The 16,212-nt window shown below is 75.8% G+C and carries 15 protein-coding genes; 7 read left to right on the top strand and 8 right to left on the bottom strand.

Annotated elements, in window-relative coordinates; genetic code table 11:
• Positions 1-2 precede the first annotated feature (2 nt).
• The 3 genes from H6H00_RS20570 to H6H00_RS20560 all read left to right on the top strand — a co-directional run bounded on the left by H6H00_RS20570 (position 3) and on the right by H6H00_RS20560 (position 4,592).
• On the top strand, positions 3-2,555 hold the full coding sequence (locus H6H00_RS20570; RefSeq protein ID WP_185722586.1) for an alpha/beta fold hydrolase: 2,553 nt from the start codon (positions 3-5) through the stop codon (positions 2,553-2,555).
• Positions 2,552-3,544 carry an NAD-dependent epimerase/dehydratase family protein gene (locus H6H00_RS20565; RefSeq protein WP_185717371.1) on the top strand — a complete coding sequence of 331 codons (993 nt, stop codon included), beginning with the start codon at positions 2,552-2,554 and terminating at the stop codon, positions 3,542-3,544. Before H6H00_RS20570 ends, H6H00_RS20565 begins: the two co-directional genes overlap by 4 nt.
• A 103-nt stretch (positions 3,545-3,647) precedes the next feature.
• The gene (locus H6H00_RS20560) at positions 3,648-4,592 is read left to right on the top strand and encodes an SDR family oxidoreductase (protein WP_185717370.1); all 945 of its coding nucleotides are present in this window, start codon (positions 3,648-3,650) and stop codon (positions 4,590-4,592) included.
• Here the strand turns inward: H6H00_RS20560 and H6H00_RS20555 are convergent.
• Both H6H00_RS20555 and H6H00_RS20550 read right to left on the bottom strand, forming a co-directional pair.
• A complete protein-coding gene (locus tag H6H00_RS20555) occupies positions 4,561-5,451 on the bottom strand; it encodes a mycofactocin-coupled SDR family oxidoreductase (protein WP_185717369.1) in 891 nt (296 codons plus the stop codon). The two genes, H6H00_RS20560 and H6H00_RS20555, sit on opposite strands and share 32 nt — an antisense overlap.
• Positions 5,448-6,044, bottom strand: coding sequence for a hypothetical protein (locus tag H6H00_RS20550; RefSeq protein WP_185717368.1), 597 nt, complete (start codon positions 6,042-6,044; stop codon positions 5,448-5,450). Before H6H00_RS20550 ends, H6H00_RS20555 begins: the two co-directional genes overlap by 4 nt.
• Before the next feature lie 138 nt (positions 6,045-6,182).
• Between H6H00_RS20550 and H6H00_RS20545 the strand changes: the two genes are divergently transcribed.
• On the top strand, positions 6,183-7,079 hold the full coding sequence (locus tag H6H00_RS20545; RefSeq protein ID WP_185717367.1) for a LysR family transcriptional regulator: 897 nt from the start codon (positions 6,183-6,185) through the stop codon (positions 7,077-7,079).
• A gap of 95 nt (positions 7,080-7,174) precedes the next feature.
• On the top strand, positions 7,175-7,360 hold the full coding sequence (locus H6H00_RS20540) for a hypothetical protein (protein WP_185717366.1): 186 nt from the start codon (positions 7,175-7,177) through the stop codon (positions 7,358-7,360).
• Between the two features lie 46 nt (positions 7,361-7,406).
• On the opposite strand, the gene H6H00_RS20535 is transcribed toward H6H00_RS20540, so the two are convergent.
• From H6H00_RS20535 to H6H00_RS20520, 4 genes are all read right to left on the bottom strand, one after another.
• On the bottom strand, positions 7,407-8,330 hold the full coding sequence (locus H6H00_RS20535; RefSeq protein ID WP_185717365.1) for a universal stress protein: 924 nt from the start codon (positions 8,328-8,330) through the stop codon (positions 7,407-7,409).
• 155 nt (positions 8,331-8,485) lie between these two features.
• Entirely contained in the window at positions 8,486-9,238 is a 753-nt protein-coding gene (locus H6H00_RS20530) for an SDR family NAD(P)-dependent oxidoreductase (RefSeq protein WP_185717364.1), read from the bottom strand.
• Positions 9,235-10,452, bottom strand: coding sequence for an acetyl-CoA hydrolase/transferase family protein (locus tag H6H00_RS20525; protein ID WP_185717363.1), 1,218 nt, complete (start codon positions 10,450-10,452; stop codon positions 9,235-9,237). The genes H6H00_RS20530 and H6H00_RS20525 overlap by 4 nt, the downstream gene beginning before the upstream one ends.
• Complete coding sequence (locus tag H6H00_RS20520) at positions 10,452-11,618, bottom strand: acyl-CoA dehydrogenase family protein (protein WP_185717362.1); 1,167 nt, start codon at positions 11,616-11,618, stop codon at positions 10,452-10,454. Before H6H00_RS20520 ends, H6H00_RS20525 begins: the two co-directional genes overlap by 1 nt.
• A gap of 74 nt (positions 11,619-11,692) precedes the next feature.
• On the opposite strand from H6H00_RS20520, the gene H6H00_RS20515 reads away from it, so the two are divergent.
• On the top strand, positions 11,693-12,712 hold the full coding sequence (locus H6H00_RS20515) for an LLM class flavin-dependent oxidoreductase (protein ID WP_185717361.1): 1,020 nt from the start codon (positions 11,693-11,695) through the stop codon (positions 12,710-12,712).
• On the opposite strand, the gene H6H00_RS20510 is transcribed toward H6H00_RS20515, so the two are convergent.
• Complete coding sequence (locus H6H00_RS20510) at positions 12,678-13,997, bottom strand: aromatic ring-hydroxylating oxygenase subunit alpha (protein WP_185717360.1); 1,320 nt, start codon at positions 13,995-13,997, stop codon at positions 12,678-12,680. The genes H6H00_RS20515 and H6H00_RS20510 overlap by 35 nt on opposite strands.
• The gene (gene solA, locus H6H00_RS20505; protein WP_185717359.1) at positions 13,990-15,174 is read right to left on the bottom strand and encodes an N-methyl-L-tryptophan oxidase; all 1,185 of its coding nucleotides are present in this window, start codon (positions 15,172-15,174) and stop codon (positions 13,990-13,992) included. The genes H6H00_RS20510 and solA overlap by 8 nt, the downstream gene beginning before the upstream one ends.
• Positions 15,175-15,269: 95 nt before the next feature.
• Here solA and H6H00_RS20500 point away from each other — a divergent pair, with 95 nt between their 5' ends.
• Entirely contained in the window at positions 15,270-16,199 is a 930-nt protein-coding gene (locus tag H6H00_RS20500) for a LysR family transcriptional regulator (protein WP_185717358.1), read from the top strand.
• The last annotated feature ends 13 nt before the right edge of the window (positions 16,200-16,212 follow it).

Here is a 16,212-nt window from a genome sequence, read left to right as displayed (position 1 = left end):
GCATGCCCACGGCCACCCTGCCGCCGGCGCTGCCCGGCCTGGACCCCCGCTGGTCGCGGCTGGTCACCGCCGACGACGCCGACGGCGTCACCCGGACCTGGCACGTGCTCGACAACGGCGTGGAGCCGACCGGGGGCACGATGTTCTGCGTCCACGGCAACCCGACGTGGTCCTACCTGTGGCGCCGGTTCCTCGCCGCGGCGCCGCCCGGGTGGCGGGTCGTCGCGGTCGACCAGCTCGGCATGGGCTACTCCGACCGCACGGCCACCGCACGCACGTTCGCCCAGCGGGTCGACGACCTGGGCGTGGTCTCCGACGCGCTGGGCATCACCGGCCCGGCGACCGGGACGGTCGTGTCGGTCGGGCACGACTGGGGCGGCCCGATCTCGCTGGGCTGGGCGCTGGCGCACCGCTCGCAGCTGCGCGCGGTGGTGCTGGCCAACACCGGCGTGCACCAGCCCGCGGACTCGAACGCCCCGGCGCTGATCCGCCTCGCCCGCAGCAGGCCCCTGCGCACGGCCGTGTGCGCGGCCACCCCGGTGTTCGTCCGCGCGACCAGCGCGCTGTCGCGCCCGGCCCTGGACGCCGGCGTCCGCGACGCGCTCGCCGCGCCCTACCGCGGCGCGGACCGCCGCCGGGCCGTCGCCGAGTTCGTCGCCGACATCCCGCTCGAGGCGGAGCACCCCAGCGCGGCGATGCTCGACCGCGTCACCGACGGGCTCGACGGGCTCGGCGACCTGCCGGTCCTCGCGCTGTGGGGCCCGCGCGACCCGGTCTTCTCCGACGTCTACCTCCGCGACCTGCTCACCCGCGTGCCGCACGCCCAGGTGCACCGCTACGAGAACGCCTCGCACCTGGTCACCGAGGACGCCCCGCAGACCGCCCGGCACACCTGGGACTGGATCGGCCAGCTGTCCTCTCCCGCCACCGACCGCCCGGCGGCGGCCCCGACGACGGACGGGGCACCGCACCGCCCGGTCTGGGCCGCGCTGCGGGCCCGGGCCGGTGACCCGGCGACCGCGATCGCCGACGGCGGCCGCCGCATCTCCTTCGACCTGCTGGCGCGGCGCGTCGACGAGCTCGCGGCCGGCCTCGCCGCGCACGGCGTGCGGCCCGGTGACCGGGTCGCCCTGCTGGTGCCGCCCGGCGCCGAGCTGACCGCCGCGGTCTACGCGTGCTGGCGGGCCGGGGCGTCGATCGTCGTCGCCGACGCCGGGCTCGGCCCGGCCGGGATGGCCCGGGCGCTGCGCGGCGCCGCGCCCGCCGTCGTCATCGGCGTCCCGCGGGGGCTCGCCCTCGCCCGCCTGCGGGGCGTGCCCGGCCGCCGGATCACCGCCGGGCCGGTCCCCGCGCTCGTCCGGCGCCTGCTCGGCGCCGGACCGGGGCTGGCCGATCTCGCACGGCTGGGCCGCCGCTCCCCCGCCCCCGAGCCGCCCGGCCCCGACGCCGAGTGCGCGGTCGTGTTCACCTCCGGCGCCACCGGCCCGCCCAAGGGCGTGGTCTACCGCCACCGCCAGGTCCGGGCCCAGCTCGACGCCCTCACCGACGCCTTCGGCCTGACCGCCGACGACCGGCTCGTCGCCGCGTTCCCGCCGTTCTCGCTCTACGGGCCCGGTCTGGGCATCGCCTCCGCGGTACCCGTCGTCGCGGGGCCCGGCCGGCTGACCGCGACCGCGCTGGCCGACGCGGCCGCCGCTGTCGACGCGACGGTGGTCTTCGCCTCGCCCGCCGCGCTGCGCGGGGTGGTCGCGACCGCGGGCGCGCGCCCGTCCCCCGCACTGGGCCGCGTCCGGCTCGTCGTCTCCGCGGGGGCGCCGATCCCCGGGTCGCTGCTGCACCGGCTGCGCGCGGTCCTGCCCGCGGCGCAGGCGCACACCCCCTACGGGATGACCGAGGTGCTGCCCGTCACCGACATCACCCTCGACGGGATCGACGCGGCCGGGCCCGGCGACGGGGTCTGCGTCGGCCGCCCGCTGGCCGCGGTGCAGGTGCGCGTCGGCCCGCTGTCCGCCGACGGCACCGCCGGTGACGACCTGACCGCCGCCCCGGGCGTCACGGGCGAGGTCTGCGTGCGCGCGGCCCACGTCAAGGACCGCTACGACCAGCTGTGGGCGACCGAGCGCGCCAGCGCGCGGACGCCCGGCTGGCACCGCACCGGCGACGTCGGCCACCTCGACGCCCAGGGGCGGCTGTGGGTGGAGGGCCGCCTGGGCCACGTCGTCACGACCACGGCCGGGCCCGTCACCCCGGTCGGGGTCGAGCAGCGCGTCCAGCAGGTCGACGGCGTGACGGCCGCCGCGGTCGTCGGGGTCGGGCCGGTCGGCGGGCAGGTGCTCGTGGTCGTCGTCGAGCAGGCGGTGCCGACGCGCGGTCCGCTCGCCCCGCCCGCCCTGGCCGCGGCGGTCCGCGCCTGCGCCGGGGTGCCCGTCACCGCGGTGCTGGTCACCCCCGCGCTGCCGGTCGACATCCGGCACGCCTCCAAGGTCGACCGCACCCGGGTCGCGCGCTGGGCGGGGCGGCACCTCGCCGGGCGGCGGGCGGGGCGGCGGCCGTGAGGGTGCTCGTCACCGGCGCGAGCGGGATGCTCGGCGGGGCCGTCGCCGACGCACTCGCGGCGCGGGGGGACGACGTCACCGTGCTGCAGCGCCGCGCGTCCGGGCACGGGCACCGGGAGGTCCTCGCCGACGTCGCCGACCCCGACGCGGTCACCGCCGCGGTGCTCGGGCACGACGCGGTGGTCCACCTGGCCGCGAAGGTCGACATCACCGGCCGCTGGGCCGACTTCGTCCGCACCAACGTCCGGGGCACCGCCGTCGTGGTCGGCGCCTGCCGCGCCGCGGGGGTGGGCAGGCTCGTGCACGTCTCCTCGCCGTCGGTGGCGCACGCCGGATCGGCCCTGGTCGGCGTGGGGGCGGAGCCGGCCGACCCCGCCCGCGCCCGCGGGCACTACGCCCGCAGCAAGGCCGCCGCGGAGCTGCTCGTCCTGGACGGGGCGGGACGGGGCGGGACGGGGGGCGACCGGCCCGCCGTCGTCGCCGTCCGGCCGCACCTGGTGTGGGGGCCCGGCGACACCCAGCTGATCGGCCGGATCGTGGCCCGCGCCAGGGCCGGGCGGCTCGTCGGCGTCGGGTCGGGCGCCGCGCTGATCGACACGACCTACGTCGACAACGCCGTCGACGCGCTCGTCGCGGCCCTCGACCGCTGCACCGTCCTCGACGGCCGCGCACTGGTGGTGTCGAACGGCGAGCCCCGGCCGGTCGCCGAGCTGCTGGCATCGATCTGCCGCGCGGCCGGGGTCCCCGCACCCCGCCGCGCCGTCCCGGTGCCGGTGGCCCGCGCCGCCGGGGCGCTGGCGGAGGCGGCCTGGGCCGCGGTGCCCGCGCTGCGCCGGGCCGGCGACCCGCCGATCACGCGGTTCCTCGCCGAGCAGCTCTCCACCGCGCACTGGTTCGACCAGCGCGCCACCCGTCGGGCACTGGGCTGGGCCCCGCGGGTGCCGCTCGACGACGGGTTCGCCGCGCTGGCGGCGTCCCGGGCGCGGTGAAACCGGTACCCGCGGTCCGCCGAGCCTCGGATCGACGGTCCGTGGATGTCCCCCGCGCACCCGGACAGAGTGGACGGCACACCCCACGAACGAGGAGCCGCGCATGCCACGCACACCCGGGTTCACCGTCCCCGACCTCTCCGGACGGCGCGCCGTCGTCACCGGCGGCAGCGACGGGGTCGGGCTCGGCATCGCCACCCGGCTCGCCGCCGCGGGAGCCGAGGTGCTCCTGCCCGTCCGCAACGCGGCCAAGGGCGCGGCGGCGATCGCCAGCATCCGCCGCCAGGTGCCCGCCGCGGACGTCGTGCTGCACGAGCTCGACCTGTCCTCGCTGCGGTCCGTCGCCGCACTCGGGGAGACCCTGCGCGCCGAGGACCGCCCGATCCACCTCCTGATCAACAACGCCGGCGTCATGACCCCGCCGCAGCGGCAGACCACCGCCGACGGGTTCGAGCTGCAGTTCGGCACCAACCACCTCGGGCACGTCGCCCTCGTCGCCCACCTGCTGCCGCTGCTCCGCGCCGGTGCCGCGCGGGTGACCTCGCAGATCAGCGTCGCGGCGAACCGGGGCGCGGTGAACTGGGCGGACCCGAACTGGGAGCGCTCCTACGACGGCATGGCCGCCTACAGCCACTCGAAGATCGCGTTCGGGCTCTTCGGGCTCGAGCTCGACCGGCGCAGCCGCGCCGAGGGCTGGGGCGTCACCAGCAACCTGTCCCACCCCGGGATCGCCCCGACGAACCTGCTCGCCGCCCGCGCCGAGGTCGGCCGCACCCGGCAGACCGCGGGCAGGCGGCTGATCGGGGCCCTGTCCCGCCGGGGCATCCTCGTCGGGACCGTCGAGTCGGCGGGCCTGCCCGCCCTCTACGCCGCCACGTCCCCCGAGGCCGGGGCCGCCCGGTTCTACGGTCCGAGCGGTCCCGGGCACCTCGGCGGCCCGCCCGCGGAGCAGACGCTCTACTCCCGGCTGCGCAGCGCCGAGGACTCCCGCCGCGTGTGGGAGCTGTCCGAGGAGCTCACGGCGACGTCGTTCCGGGCGCAGCGCTGACGGCGTGCGGGAGCTTGAACGGCGCGGTCATGCCGCCGTCGACCGGCAGCGCGACGCCGGTCACGTAGCGGGCCTCGTCGGAGGCCAGCCAGGCGACGGCGTTGCTGATGTCGATCGGGTCCACCCACGGGATGGGCAGGGCGTGCATCGCCTGCATCGCGGCGGCGGCCGTGGCCGGGTCGGGATCGGGCATCCCGCTGAACAGGCTGTGGATCGCCGGGTTCTGGATCATGTCGGTGTCGACGTTGGTGGGGTGCACGGAGTTCACCCGGATCCGGTGCGGCGCGAACTCCACCGCGAGCACCTTCATCAGCCCCACCAGCCCGTGCTTGGCCGCGCAGTAGTGGGCCAGGTTCGGGAACCCCATCAGCCCCGCGACCGAGCTGGTCAGCACGATCGCGCCGCCGCGACCGCCGTCGACCACGGCGGGGGCGGCGGCCCGGACCGTCTTCCAGACCCCGGTCAGGTTGATGTCGATCATCTCCTGCCAGGTCGCCTCGTCCATCTCCAGGGACGGGGCGTACCCGGCGATGCCGGCGTTGGCGACGACGACGTCGAGCCGGCCGAACGCGGCGAGCCCGTCGGCGACCGCGGCCTGCAGGGCCGGCAGGTCGCGGACGTCGGCCCGGACGGCCAGTGCCCGGCGGTCGAGGTCCTCGACGAGCTTCACGGTCTGCTCGAGGTCGGCGGGGTCCGCCATCGGGTAGGGCGCGGAGTCGACCGGGCTGCAGAGGTCCACGAGGACGACGTCGGCGCCCTCCCCGGCCAGGCGGACGGCGTGCGAGCGGCCCTGCCCCCGCGCCCCGCCCGTGATCAGCGCGACCCGACCGGCCAGGCGGCCCCCGGCGGGGGCGCTCACGGCAGGACCCGGTCGATCTCGGGGGCGAGCAGCTCGGCGGCGCGCGCGGCGGTGATGACGTCGGCGGGGTCGGGCTGGATGATCTCCCGGGACGCCCCGTCCTCGTAGACGTGCTCGCCGATGAGGCGACCGCGCTCGTCGTAGGGCCAGACGAACGCCAGCGTGCGGCGCAGCAGGTACATCTCCCCCGGGTCGCCCGCGCGGATGTCGGAGAAGGCGCTCTCCCCGAGCATCGGGGCCGGGACGAACGCGTTGAACACGACCTCGCCGGAGAAGCCGTGGTCGTTGACCGCGATGTCCTGCTCGGCCACCCACATGACGATCGCGTTCGCGGCCATCAGGGACTCGTAGAACCCGACGACCTGCTCCATGCCGTCGAGGATGATCGACTGCCCGCCCTCGTGCAGGCGGTAGTGCGGGTGCTCGACGGTCATGTCCGGCGCGAGCAGCTCCTTGTAGCGCCCGGCGACCTCCAGCAGCCCGTGGCGGCGGTAGTTCTTCAGGATCGCCCGGTGCCGGGGGTTGTCGATGCCCTCCAGCTGCTTCTCCAGCCCGGCGAACATGGTCACGAACTCGTGCTCGTAGCGGCTCATGGCACCGACGTTCGTGGTCGTCCCCGGCGGTGTCCAGGACACGTGTCGGCCACCGCGTGAACCATCCGGTTATCACTCCAGGTGGACGCCCCGTCCGCCGGATGACGTGCGACACTGCCGGGACCGGAGGGAGTCGGCGTGGACCTCAACCTGCACCTCGTGCGCTACCTCGTGACCGTCGTCGACGAGGGCCACTTCGGTCGGGCCGCGGCCCGGCTGCACGTCAGCGGGCCCGCGCTGAGCAAGCAGGTCCGCATGCTCGAGCGCCGGCTCGGCGCCGAGCTGGTCGACCGCAGCGCGCACCCGGTCGTCCCCACCGAGGCGGGCCGCCGCTTCCTCCCGGACGCACGGGCGGCGCTGGCCGCCGCCGACCGGGCCGTCGCCGCGGTCGAGGCGCACCGCCGCACCCTCGCCGGGGTGCTGCGGCTGGGGTTCATGACCGCCGCCACCGGCACGCACACCCGGCGCATCATCGACCTGGTGCAGCGCGACGGCCCCGGCGTGTCGGTGCAGCTCGTCCAGCTGCCCTGGCCCGACCAGGCCGCGGCGGTCCGGACCGGGGCGGTGGACGCGTCGCTGGTGCGGCCCCCGATCGCCGACACCGACGGGCTCCGCCTCGACCTGGTCCGCCACGAGCCGCGGGTCGTCGCGCTCCCGGCGGGGCACCGGCTGGCCTCCCGCGCGGAGGTCGCGCTGGACGACCTCGACGGGGAACCCCACGTCACCGACGACGAGACCGACGAGCAGTGGGTGCGGTGGTGGGCGTGCGACCCCCGGCCCAGCGGCGTCCCCGTCCGCTACGGGCCCGTCGTGCACACGATGGACGAGCTGCTCGAGGTCGTCGCCTCGGGCGAGGCCGTCGCGATCACCGGCAGCTCCGTGGTCGACAGCCACCGCCATCCCGAGGTGGTCTTCGTCCCGGTCACCGACGCCGAACCCTGCCCGATCTCGCTGTGCACCCGCTCCGACGACCGGTCCGCGCTCGTCGGGGCGCTCCGCCGGGCCGTGCGGGCCGTCCGGGACGACACCCGCTAGGTCGCCGGGCCACGACCCGGGGGACGTTCGGCCCGTTCCGCCGGCGGGTCGGGGCGACGAGGGTGGGGACCACCACCCACACCCGGAGGTACGACATGGAGAACGACCGCACCGTCGTCGACCACAGCGGCACGTCCATCGGCACCGCGACCGCGGCAGGCGACGTCCTCGACCACAGCGGGGTCCGCATCGGCACGGTGACCGCCTCCGGCGACGCCGTGGACACGTCGGGCGTGCGCATCGGCAGGCTCCGGGCGGCCGCGGCCGCGCTCGCCGGCTGACCCGCGCTCCCCGGTCGGGGAGCCGGGCGCCGGGCGCGGGAGGTCGTCACCCCCGGCGTTCCCGGCCGCCCGGCTGCACGGGCGCCGCGGCGTCCGGGCGCACGACGACCACCGGGCACGGTGAGCGGTGCACCAGCGCGTTGCCCACCGACCCCAGCACCAGACCGGCGACCTCGCCCCGCCCGCGGGACCCGACCACCACCAGCTGGGCCCGGGCCGCCTGCTCGAGCAGGGCGTGCGCGGGCCGGTCGCGGGTGACGACCTGCTCGACGAAGGTGTCGGGGAACTTCTCCGCCCACCCCGCCAGCTGGTCGGCCAGCAGCTCCCGCTCGGCGTCCTCGATCGCGGCCCAGTCGATCCCCATCGACGCCACCCCGGGGTCGAACACCATGCCCGACCAGGTGTGCACCGCCACCACCGGGACCTTCCGCGCCGACGCGGCCTCGAAGGCGAACGCGATCGCCGCCTGGCTCGTGGCGGACCCGTCCACCCCGAGCACCACGGGCAGCGACCCGTTCTCCGCCGACTCCCGCTCCGCCCACCGCACGACCGCGACGGGGCACGCCGCGTGCGCGGCCAGCGCCACGGCGACCGAGCCCAGCAGCAGCCCCTCCAGCCGGCTCGCACCCCGGTCGCCGACGACGACGAGCTGCGCGCGCTCCGCCTCGGCCCCGAGGACCGCGATCGGCGACCCGACGATCAGCTGCTGCTCGACGTCGAGGCCCGGCTGCTGCGCCGCGGCCACCCCGGCCGCGGCCGCCAGGTGCCCGCGGGCCCGCCCCAGCAGCTGCTCCCGGTAGGCGGTCCCGTGCGGCAGGTGCTCCTCGGCCGGCCAGCCGAACCCGATCACCAGCCGCAGCGGGACCCGCCTGCGGGCGGCCTCCGCCGCGCCCCAGCGGACGGCGTCCGTCGCGCTGTCGGATCCGTCGACGCCGACGACCACGGTCCGCCGGATGTCGTGCTCGCTCATCGCGTTCTCCTCGGGTGGGGGTGCACCCCCACCCTCGTCCGCGGCCGGGCGCACCGGCAGCGGCACCCGACCCCCGTCGCCAGGGCCTTCGGCCCGTTCCGGCGCCGACACCGGGGACGTCCGGCCCGAACCGGCCCCCGTCCGGGCGGCCGCGCTCAGGCCATCGTCAGTCCGCCGCTGACCGACAGCGTCTGGCCGGTGATGTAGCCCGCGGGCCCGGAGGCGAAGAACGCCACCGCGGCGGCGACGTCGGCGGGCTGGGCCAGGCGGCGCATCGGCACCGCGCGGGTCATCCCGGCCAGGACCTTCGCGCCGTCGGGCGAGCTGTCGGCGTAGGCGCGCAGCATCGCGGTGTCGGTCGGGCCGGGGCACACCGTGTTGGCCGTGACGCCCGTCGACGCGATCTCCCGGGCGAGGGTCTTGGTGAAGGCGATGATGCCGCCCTTCGCCCCGGAGTAGACGGCCTCCAGCGACGACCCGACGCGGCCGGCGTCGGACCCGATGTTGACGATCCGGCCGTAGCCGCGCTCCGTCATGCCGGGCACGACGGCGTGGCAGACCCGCAGCGCGCCCGTGAAGTTGATGTCGAGGACCTTCTCCCAGAACTCCTCGGTGGTGTCGACGAAGTTCATGAAGTCGTCCCACCCGGCGTTGTTGACCGCGACGTCGACCGGCCCCAGCTCGGCGGTGACGGTCTCCACCGCCGCCCGCACCGAGGCCGTGTCGGTGACGTCGGCCCACACCGCGATCGCGGTGCCGCCGGCCGCGGTGATCGCCTCGGCGGTGGCCCGCGCCGGTTCGAGGTCGCGGTCGACGACCCCGACCCGGAAGCCCTGGGCGCCGAGCGTCGTCGCGATGCTCCGGCCGATGCCCCGGGCCCCTCCGGTGACGAATGCGGTTCTGGTCATCGTCGTCCTCTCAGCAGTGTGTCGCTCAGCAGTGTGTCGCGGTGCTCCGGGGCGGCGATCGCCGCGAGGTGGGCCGGGCGTTCGTGCAGCGGGCGGCCCCGCAGGTGCGCGACGCCGTGCTCGGTGACGACGGTGTCGACGTCGGCGCGGGCGGTGGTGACCGTGCCGTGGTCGAGCAGGGGCACGATCGTCGACGCCCCGCCGCTCGTCGACCGCAGGGCGATCACCGAGCGCGCGCCGGTGCGGGCCGCGGCCCCGGAGAAGTCGGCCTGCCCGCCGACGCCGCCGAGGTAGCGGCCGCCGACCGACTCGCCGTTGACCTGGCCGGTGAGGTCGACCTGCAGGGCGGAGTTGATCGACACCAGCCGCGACAGCCGGGCGAGGACGGCGGCGCCGTGCGTGTAGCCCGCCGGCCGGAACTCGACCGGCATCCCGCCGACCCGGGCGTAGAGGTCGGCGCCGCCCAGCGCGGTGCCGGTGACGACGACCCCGGGGTCGATCTCCTTGTGGCGCCCGGTGATCACGCCCGCGTCGACCAGCCGCAGCACGCCGTCGGTGATCATCCCGGTGTGCACGCCGAGGTCGCGGTGCCCGGACAGGCCGTTCAGGATCGCGGCGGGCAGCGACCCGACGCCCAGCTGGATCGTGTCGCCGTCGCGGACCAGGTCGGCGACGTGCGCCGCGATCGCCTCGTCGACGGCGTCGGGGGTGCGGTCGGGGAACTCCGGCAGCGCGCGGTCGGTCTCGACGACGGCGGCGAACCGGTCGAGCGGGATGCCGGGAGTGCCGGCGGTGACCGGCATCCGGTGGTTGATCTCGGCGATCAGGGTGCGGGACCAGCGCGCGGCGTCGGCGGCGTAGTCGACCCCGATCCCGAGCGAGCACGTGCCGTCCGGGCCGGGCGGCGCCACCTGGACCAGCCCGACGTCGCCGGGGAGCAGCCGCTGCGCGAACAGCCGCGGCAGCGTCGAGTAGTGGCCGGGCACGATCTCCAGGCCCGGGACCCGCCGCAGCTCCCCCATCGCCCCGTACGAGACGAGGGTCAGCCCGGGGGGCCGGTCGCGGCGGTGCGGGGCGATCCCGCAGAACCCGCGGACCGCCCCGATGTCGCCGACCTGGGCGTGCAGCGCGTCGACGAGCGGGGTGGCCTCGGCCGCGGCCTGCCCCCACCAGACGCCGTCCCCCGCCGCGACGTGGCGCCGCAGGTCGATCATCAGTAGCTCCTCGGCAGGCCCAGCACGTGCGAGCCGAGGTAGTTCAGCACCATCTCCTGGCTCAACGGCGCGATCTTGAGCAGCCGCGCCTCCCGGAAGTACCGCGCCACGTGGTACTCCTCGGAGTACCCCATCCCCCCGTGGGTCTGCAGCGCCCGGTCCGCCGCGTCGAACCCGGCGTCCGCGCACAGGTACTTCGCCGTGTTCGCCTCCCGCCCGCACGGCAGGCCCCGGTCGTAGAGCCAGGTCGCCTTCCGCAGCGTGAGCTCCGCGGCGTCGAGGCGGGCCAGCGAGTCGGCCAGCGGGAACTGCAGCCCCTGGTTCATCCCGATCGGCCGCCCGAACACCTCGCGCTCGTTGCCGTAGCGGACCGCGGTGTCGAGTGCGACCCGCCCGATCCCCAGCGCCTCCGCCGCGATGAGCATCCGCTCCGGGTTCAGGCCGTCGAGGATGTAGCGGAAGCCCTGCCCCTCCTCCCCGACCCGGTCCTCCACCGGAACCCGCAGGTCGTCGATGAACAGCTCGTTCGAGCTCACCGCGTTGCGACCCATCTTCGCGATCGGCCGGACGTCGACGTGCGCCCGGTCCAGGTCGGTGAGGAACAGCGTCATGCCGTCGGTCTTCTTCGCGCAGTCCTCGAACTTCGTCGTGCGGGTCAGCAGCAGGACCTTCTCCGACTCCTGCGCCTTGGAGATCCACACCTTGCGCCCGTTCACGATGTAGGAGTCCCCGTCGCGCCGCGCGAACGTCGTGATCTTCGTGGTGTCCAGCCCCGCACCGGGCTCGGTGACCCCGAAGCACACGTGCAGCGAGCCGTCGACGATCCGCGGCAGCGTCCGCGCCTTGAGCTCCGCGGACCCGTGCAGGATCACCGGGTGCATCCCGAAGATCGACAGGTGGATCGCACTCGCCGCGTTCATCCCCCCGCCCGAACGCGCGACCTCCTCCAGGATGATCGACGCCTCGGTGATCCCCAGCCCGTGCCCGCCGTACTCCTCGGGCGTGGTCACCCCGAGCCAGCCACCGGTGGCCAGGGCGTCGTAGAACTCCGTGGGGAACGCGTGCTCCCGGTCCCTGGTCATCCAGTACCGGTCGTCGAACTCGCCCGCCAGCTCCGCGATCGCCGTCCGGATCGTCTGGTGATCATCGGTCAGCTCGAAGTCCACCGGGGGACCATAACCAGATCGTGGGCGCGGCCGGGACCCGGAATGCCGCACGCCGCCGGCGAGTTGGTTGAGAGGTGAAGAACATCGGTTTCCTCTCCTTCGGGCACTGGTCGGACTCGCCGCACTCGATGGTGCGGTCCGGCGGTGACGCGCTGCTGCAGTCCATCGAGCTCGCGGTCGCCGCGGAGGAGCTGGGCGCAGACGGGGCGTACTTCCGGGTCCACCACTTCGCGCAGCAGCTGGCGTCGCCGTTCCCGCTGCTCGCCGCGGCCGGGGCCCGCACCAGCCGGATCGAGCTGGGCACCGGCATCATCGACATGCGCTACGAGAACCCGCTCTACATGGCCGAGGACGCCGCCGCGGCCGACCTCATCTCCGGCGGCAGGCTCCACCTCGGGATCAGCCGGGGATCGCCCGAGCAGGTCGTCGACGGGTTCCGCCACTTCGGCCACGAGCCGGCCGAGGGCGAGACCGACGCCGACATGGCCCGCCGGCACACCAGCCGGTTCCTCGAGGTCATCCAGGGCGAGGCCTTCGCGCGGCCGAACCCGCGCCCGATGTTCCCCAACCCCCCGGGCCTGCTGCGCATCGAGCCGCAGTCCCCCGGTCTGCGCGACCGGATCTGGTGGGGCGCCGGCACGCGCGCGACGGCCGAGTGGACCGCGCGCCAGGGCATGAACCTGATGAGCTCGACGCTGCTCTCCGAGGACACCGGCGTGCCCTTCCACCAGCTGCAGGCCGAGCAGATCCGGCGCTTCCGCGACGCCTGGGCCGACGCGGGCCACGACCGCGCGCCCCGGGTGTCGGTGAGCCGCAGCATCTTCCCGATCGTCGACGACCTCGACAAGCAGCTGTTCTGGCGCGAGCGCCACAGCACCGACCAGGTCGGGTTCCTCGACGGCGGCAACGCCCGCTTCGGAAGGACCTACGCGGGCGAGCCGGACAAGCTGGTCGACGAGCTGGCCGAGGACGAGGCGATCGCCGCCGCCGACACGCTGCTGCTCACCGTGCCGACCCAGCTGGGCGTGGACTACAACGCCCACGTGGTGGAGGCGGTCCTCACCCACCTGGCCCCGGAGCTGGGCTGGCGCTGACGGGGTCCGGGAACATCCGGGCCGTGCGGGTCTCGTCCCCCGGCGGGATCCGGTGCCGGCCCACCACCCGGTCGACGACCATGTTCTGGAAGCGGTGCAGCGGTTCCTCGAACCGGTAGCACAGGCGCCCACCGCGGTAGGCGGGGTTCGCGATCCCCTGCTGGACGCGTTCGACGATCTCGAGGTCCTGGCGGTTGACCAGGTCCCAGAACTCCGCGAGCGCGTCCAGGCCGGCCTCGTGGTCGGGGTCGTCCAGGGAGTCGGGGTGCGCCAGGAGCACCGCCGTCTCGACCGTCCGCCCCGGCGCGGCCGGGCGGGTGAACAGCACGAAGGCGTGGTTGGGCAGCACGCTCAGCGCGGTGCTCGGGAAGAGCCACACGAACCGGCCGCTGTCGGCGTCCTCCCCGGTCAGGCCGCCGACCGGGCGCAGCCCGTCCCAGCCGCCGGCGTCGCTGTTGCGCGAGACCGGGGTCGTGCACATGCCCGTGTACATCCCCGGGCCCTGCCACCGGTAGTGGTCGGAGAACCTCGAGACCCGGCTCAGCTCCGGGTGCACCCAGGGCAGGTGGTAGTACTCCATGAAGTTCTCGCCGACGAGCTTCCAGTTCGCCGCGACCTCGTAGGTCCGGCGGCGCTGCGGCACCCACCGCTCCAGGTCGTAGGAGGCGAAGCGCTGCGGCAGGTCACCGAGCTGTTCGACGAGCGGGCCCGGGTCGGGGTCCAGGCTGACGACGAGCAGGAAGCCCCAGCTGTCGACGGCGACCGGGAGCAGGCCGTGGTCGGCGCGGTCGAAGGCCCGGGCGGGGGCGGTGTCGAAGACCGGCTCCTGCCCGGCCGGGACGTCGGAGCCCTCGAACAGCGGCGTGCCCAGGCACGCACCGTCGAGGTCGTAGGCCCAGGAGTGGTAGGGGCAGCGGATCCGGTCGCCCCGGCCGACGTGCCCGGCCCCGGGCGGCAGCAGGGCGGTCGCGCGGTGCCGGCAGACGTTGTGGAACGCGCGCAGCGCGCCGTCCCGATTGCGGGTGACGATCACCGAGCGCCCCGCGACCTCGACGACGAGGCACGCGCCCGGCGCCGCCACGTCTGCGGTGCAGCCGACGGCGACCCACCCGGTCGCGAACACCCGCTCCTGCTCCAGTGCGAGGAACTCCGGGCTGGTGTAGGCGTCGGGGAGCAGGGTCGCGGCCGACTCGACGGGCAGCCGGGTCGCGGCGTAGAGCGACTCGTCGGTGAACCGTGCGGGGTCGACGGGTCGGGCCGGCAGCCCGGCGTGGGGGTCAGACATGGAACGCCGTCACGAAGGCCGGGTCGGTCAGCGCGGGCCGGGTGAGGGAGAAGGCGTCGATCGGGTGGGCCGGCGCCCGGTCCAGCGCGAGGTCGGCGAGCAGGCCGCCGATCAGCGCCGCGAACTTGTACGCGTGCCCGGCGCCGACGGCGACCGCCACCTGCGGGTGGTCCGGGACCGTGTCGAGCACGAAGTCCTGGTCCGGCGGCACGGTGTAGAGGCAGGTCCGCGTGTACAGCTCCGGCCCGCCGAACCGCGGGAGGTGCTGATCGACGAACCGGCCGTAGCGCGCGCGGCGCACCGGATCGGGCTCGAACGTGCGGTCCTCGGCGGTGGTCTCGGGCCCGCCCATGTGCTGCCCGAGCTTCGTGGCGACCTCGCCGTACACGGGGAAGCCGTAGAAGTTGTGCTCGCCGTGCCACATGAACACCGGGAACCGGGCCGGGGAGAACTCGGCCAGGTGCGGCGTGGCGTAGTAGGTGACCTGCTCCTGGGTCACGGTCAGCGGCAGGTGCACCCCGCAGCCGCGCAGCACCCGGTTGGTCCACGCGTCCGCGGTGACGACCACCCGGTCGGCGAGGAACGTCTGCTCGTCGGTCTCCACCACCACCCCGGCGCCGTCCGGACGCACGGACCGGACGGCGGCGTGCTCGCGGACGGTCGCGCCGTGGGCCCGCGCCAGCGCGACGTGCACGGCGTTGGCGCGGGCGGCGTCGACGATGCCCGACTCGGACTGGTGGAGCGCGACCTCGCCGCCGTCGAGTCGGAACTGCGGCCACCGGGCCGTGATCCCTGCCGCGTCGAGGACCTCGTGGTCGACGCCGTACCGGGCGAGCACGTCGGTGTAGCCCTCGATGTTGCGCGTACCGGAGTCGACGCCCCGGCGCGCCGCGCGGTCCTCGATCACCAGGCCGCCGGTGCGGGTCACGAGCGTCTGCCCCGACTCCTCCTCGACCTCCGCCCACGCCGCGTAGGCCGGGCGCGCCAGCGCCGCGTACTGCGGCTGGTGCTGGACGAGCCGGATGATCCGGGAGTGGTCCTGGGAGGCACCGCGGTCGTGGCCCAGCCCGAACTGCTCCAGACCCAGCACCCGCGGCCCGAGCTCGCGGGCCAGCCGGTGCAGCGCCGCGGACCCCAGCCCTCCGCACCCCACGACGATCGCCCCGTAGGTCTCCACGTCCCGCTCCCGTCGCCGCCCTCCCGCCGAGTGTCGGGGCCGTGACCGTGCACGTCCATCTCCGGTTCACGCACCAGACCTTGTACGTTCCGTACATGATCGACCGACGGCTCCCGGTCCTGCAGGCGATCGCGCGCCACGGGACCGTCACCGCGGCGGCCCGGGTCTGCCTGCTGACCCCGTCGGCCGTGTCGCACCAGATGCAGGCGCTCGCCCGCGAGCTCGACGTCGTCCTCCTCGAGCCGGTCGGGCGCACCGTGCGGCTCACCGCCGCCGCGCACACCCTCCTGGAGCACACCGCCGCGCTCACCGCCGCCTGGGAACGGGCGCAGGCCGATCTCGAGGCGCACCGCAGCGGGGGGCTCACCGGCACGCTGCGGCTGTGCGGGTTCTCCACCGCGGCCGCGGTCGTCGCCCCGCGGGCGCTGACCCTGCTGCGCCGCGACCACCCCGGCCTGGGGCTGCACCTGCGCGAGGCCGAGCCCGCGGTGGCCTTCGACCTGCTGGCCGCGGGTGCGGTCGACGTCGCCGTCCTGGTCGCGACCCCGGACATCCCCCCGCGGTCCGACGCCGCCTTCGAGCAGCACCCCCTCTGCACCGAGCCGCTCGACATCCTCGTCGGGCCGGACCACCCGCTGGCCGGCCGCGCCGCCGTCGCGCTGGCCGAGGTCGCCGACGACCCGTGGATCGTGGGGACGCCGGGGCGCAGCTACCACCGCCTGGTCACGACGGCCTGCGCCGGTGCGGGCTTCCAGCCGGTCGTCGCCCACCACGCCGACGAGTGGGACACCGGCGCGGCGCTCGTCGCCGCCGGGTTCGGCGTCGCGCTCGTCCCGCGCCTGGCCGCCCTGCCCGCCCGGCACGACACCCGCCGCATCCCGGTCACCGGGGCGGGCGCCCCGGTCCGGCACGTCCTGACCGCGATCCGCGCGGGCTCGGCCGGGCGGCCCGTCGTCGCCGCCGGGCTCGACGCGCTGCGGCGGGTCCGGGCCACCGGACTCCCCGAGCTCGGGCCGCCGGACTGAGGGGCGCTCCCGG

Origin of the sequence: Pseudonocardia petroleophila (assembly GCF_014235185.1) — a bacterium.
GTDB lineage: Bacteria > Actinomycetota > Actinomycetes > Mycobacteriales > Pseudonocardiaceae > Pseudonocardia > Pseudonocardia petroleophila.
The sequence above is the reverse complement of the archived record's forward strand: the minus strand, read 5'-3'. Positions and strand labels throughout refer to the sequence as shown.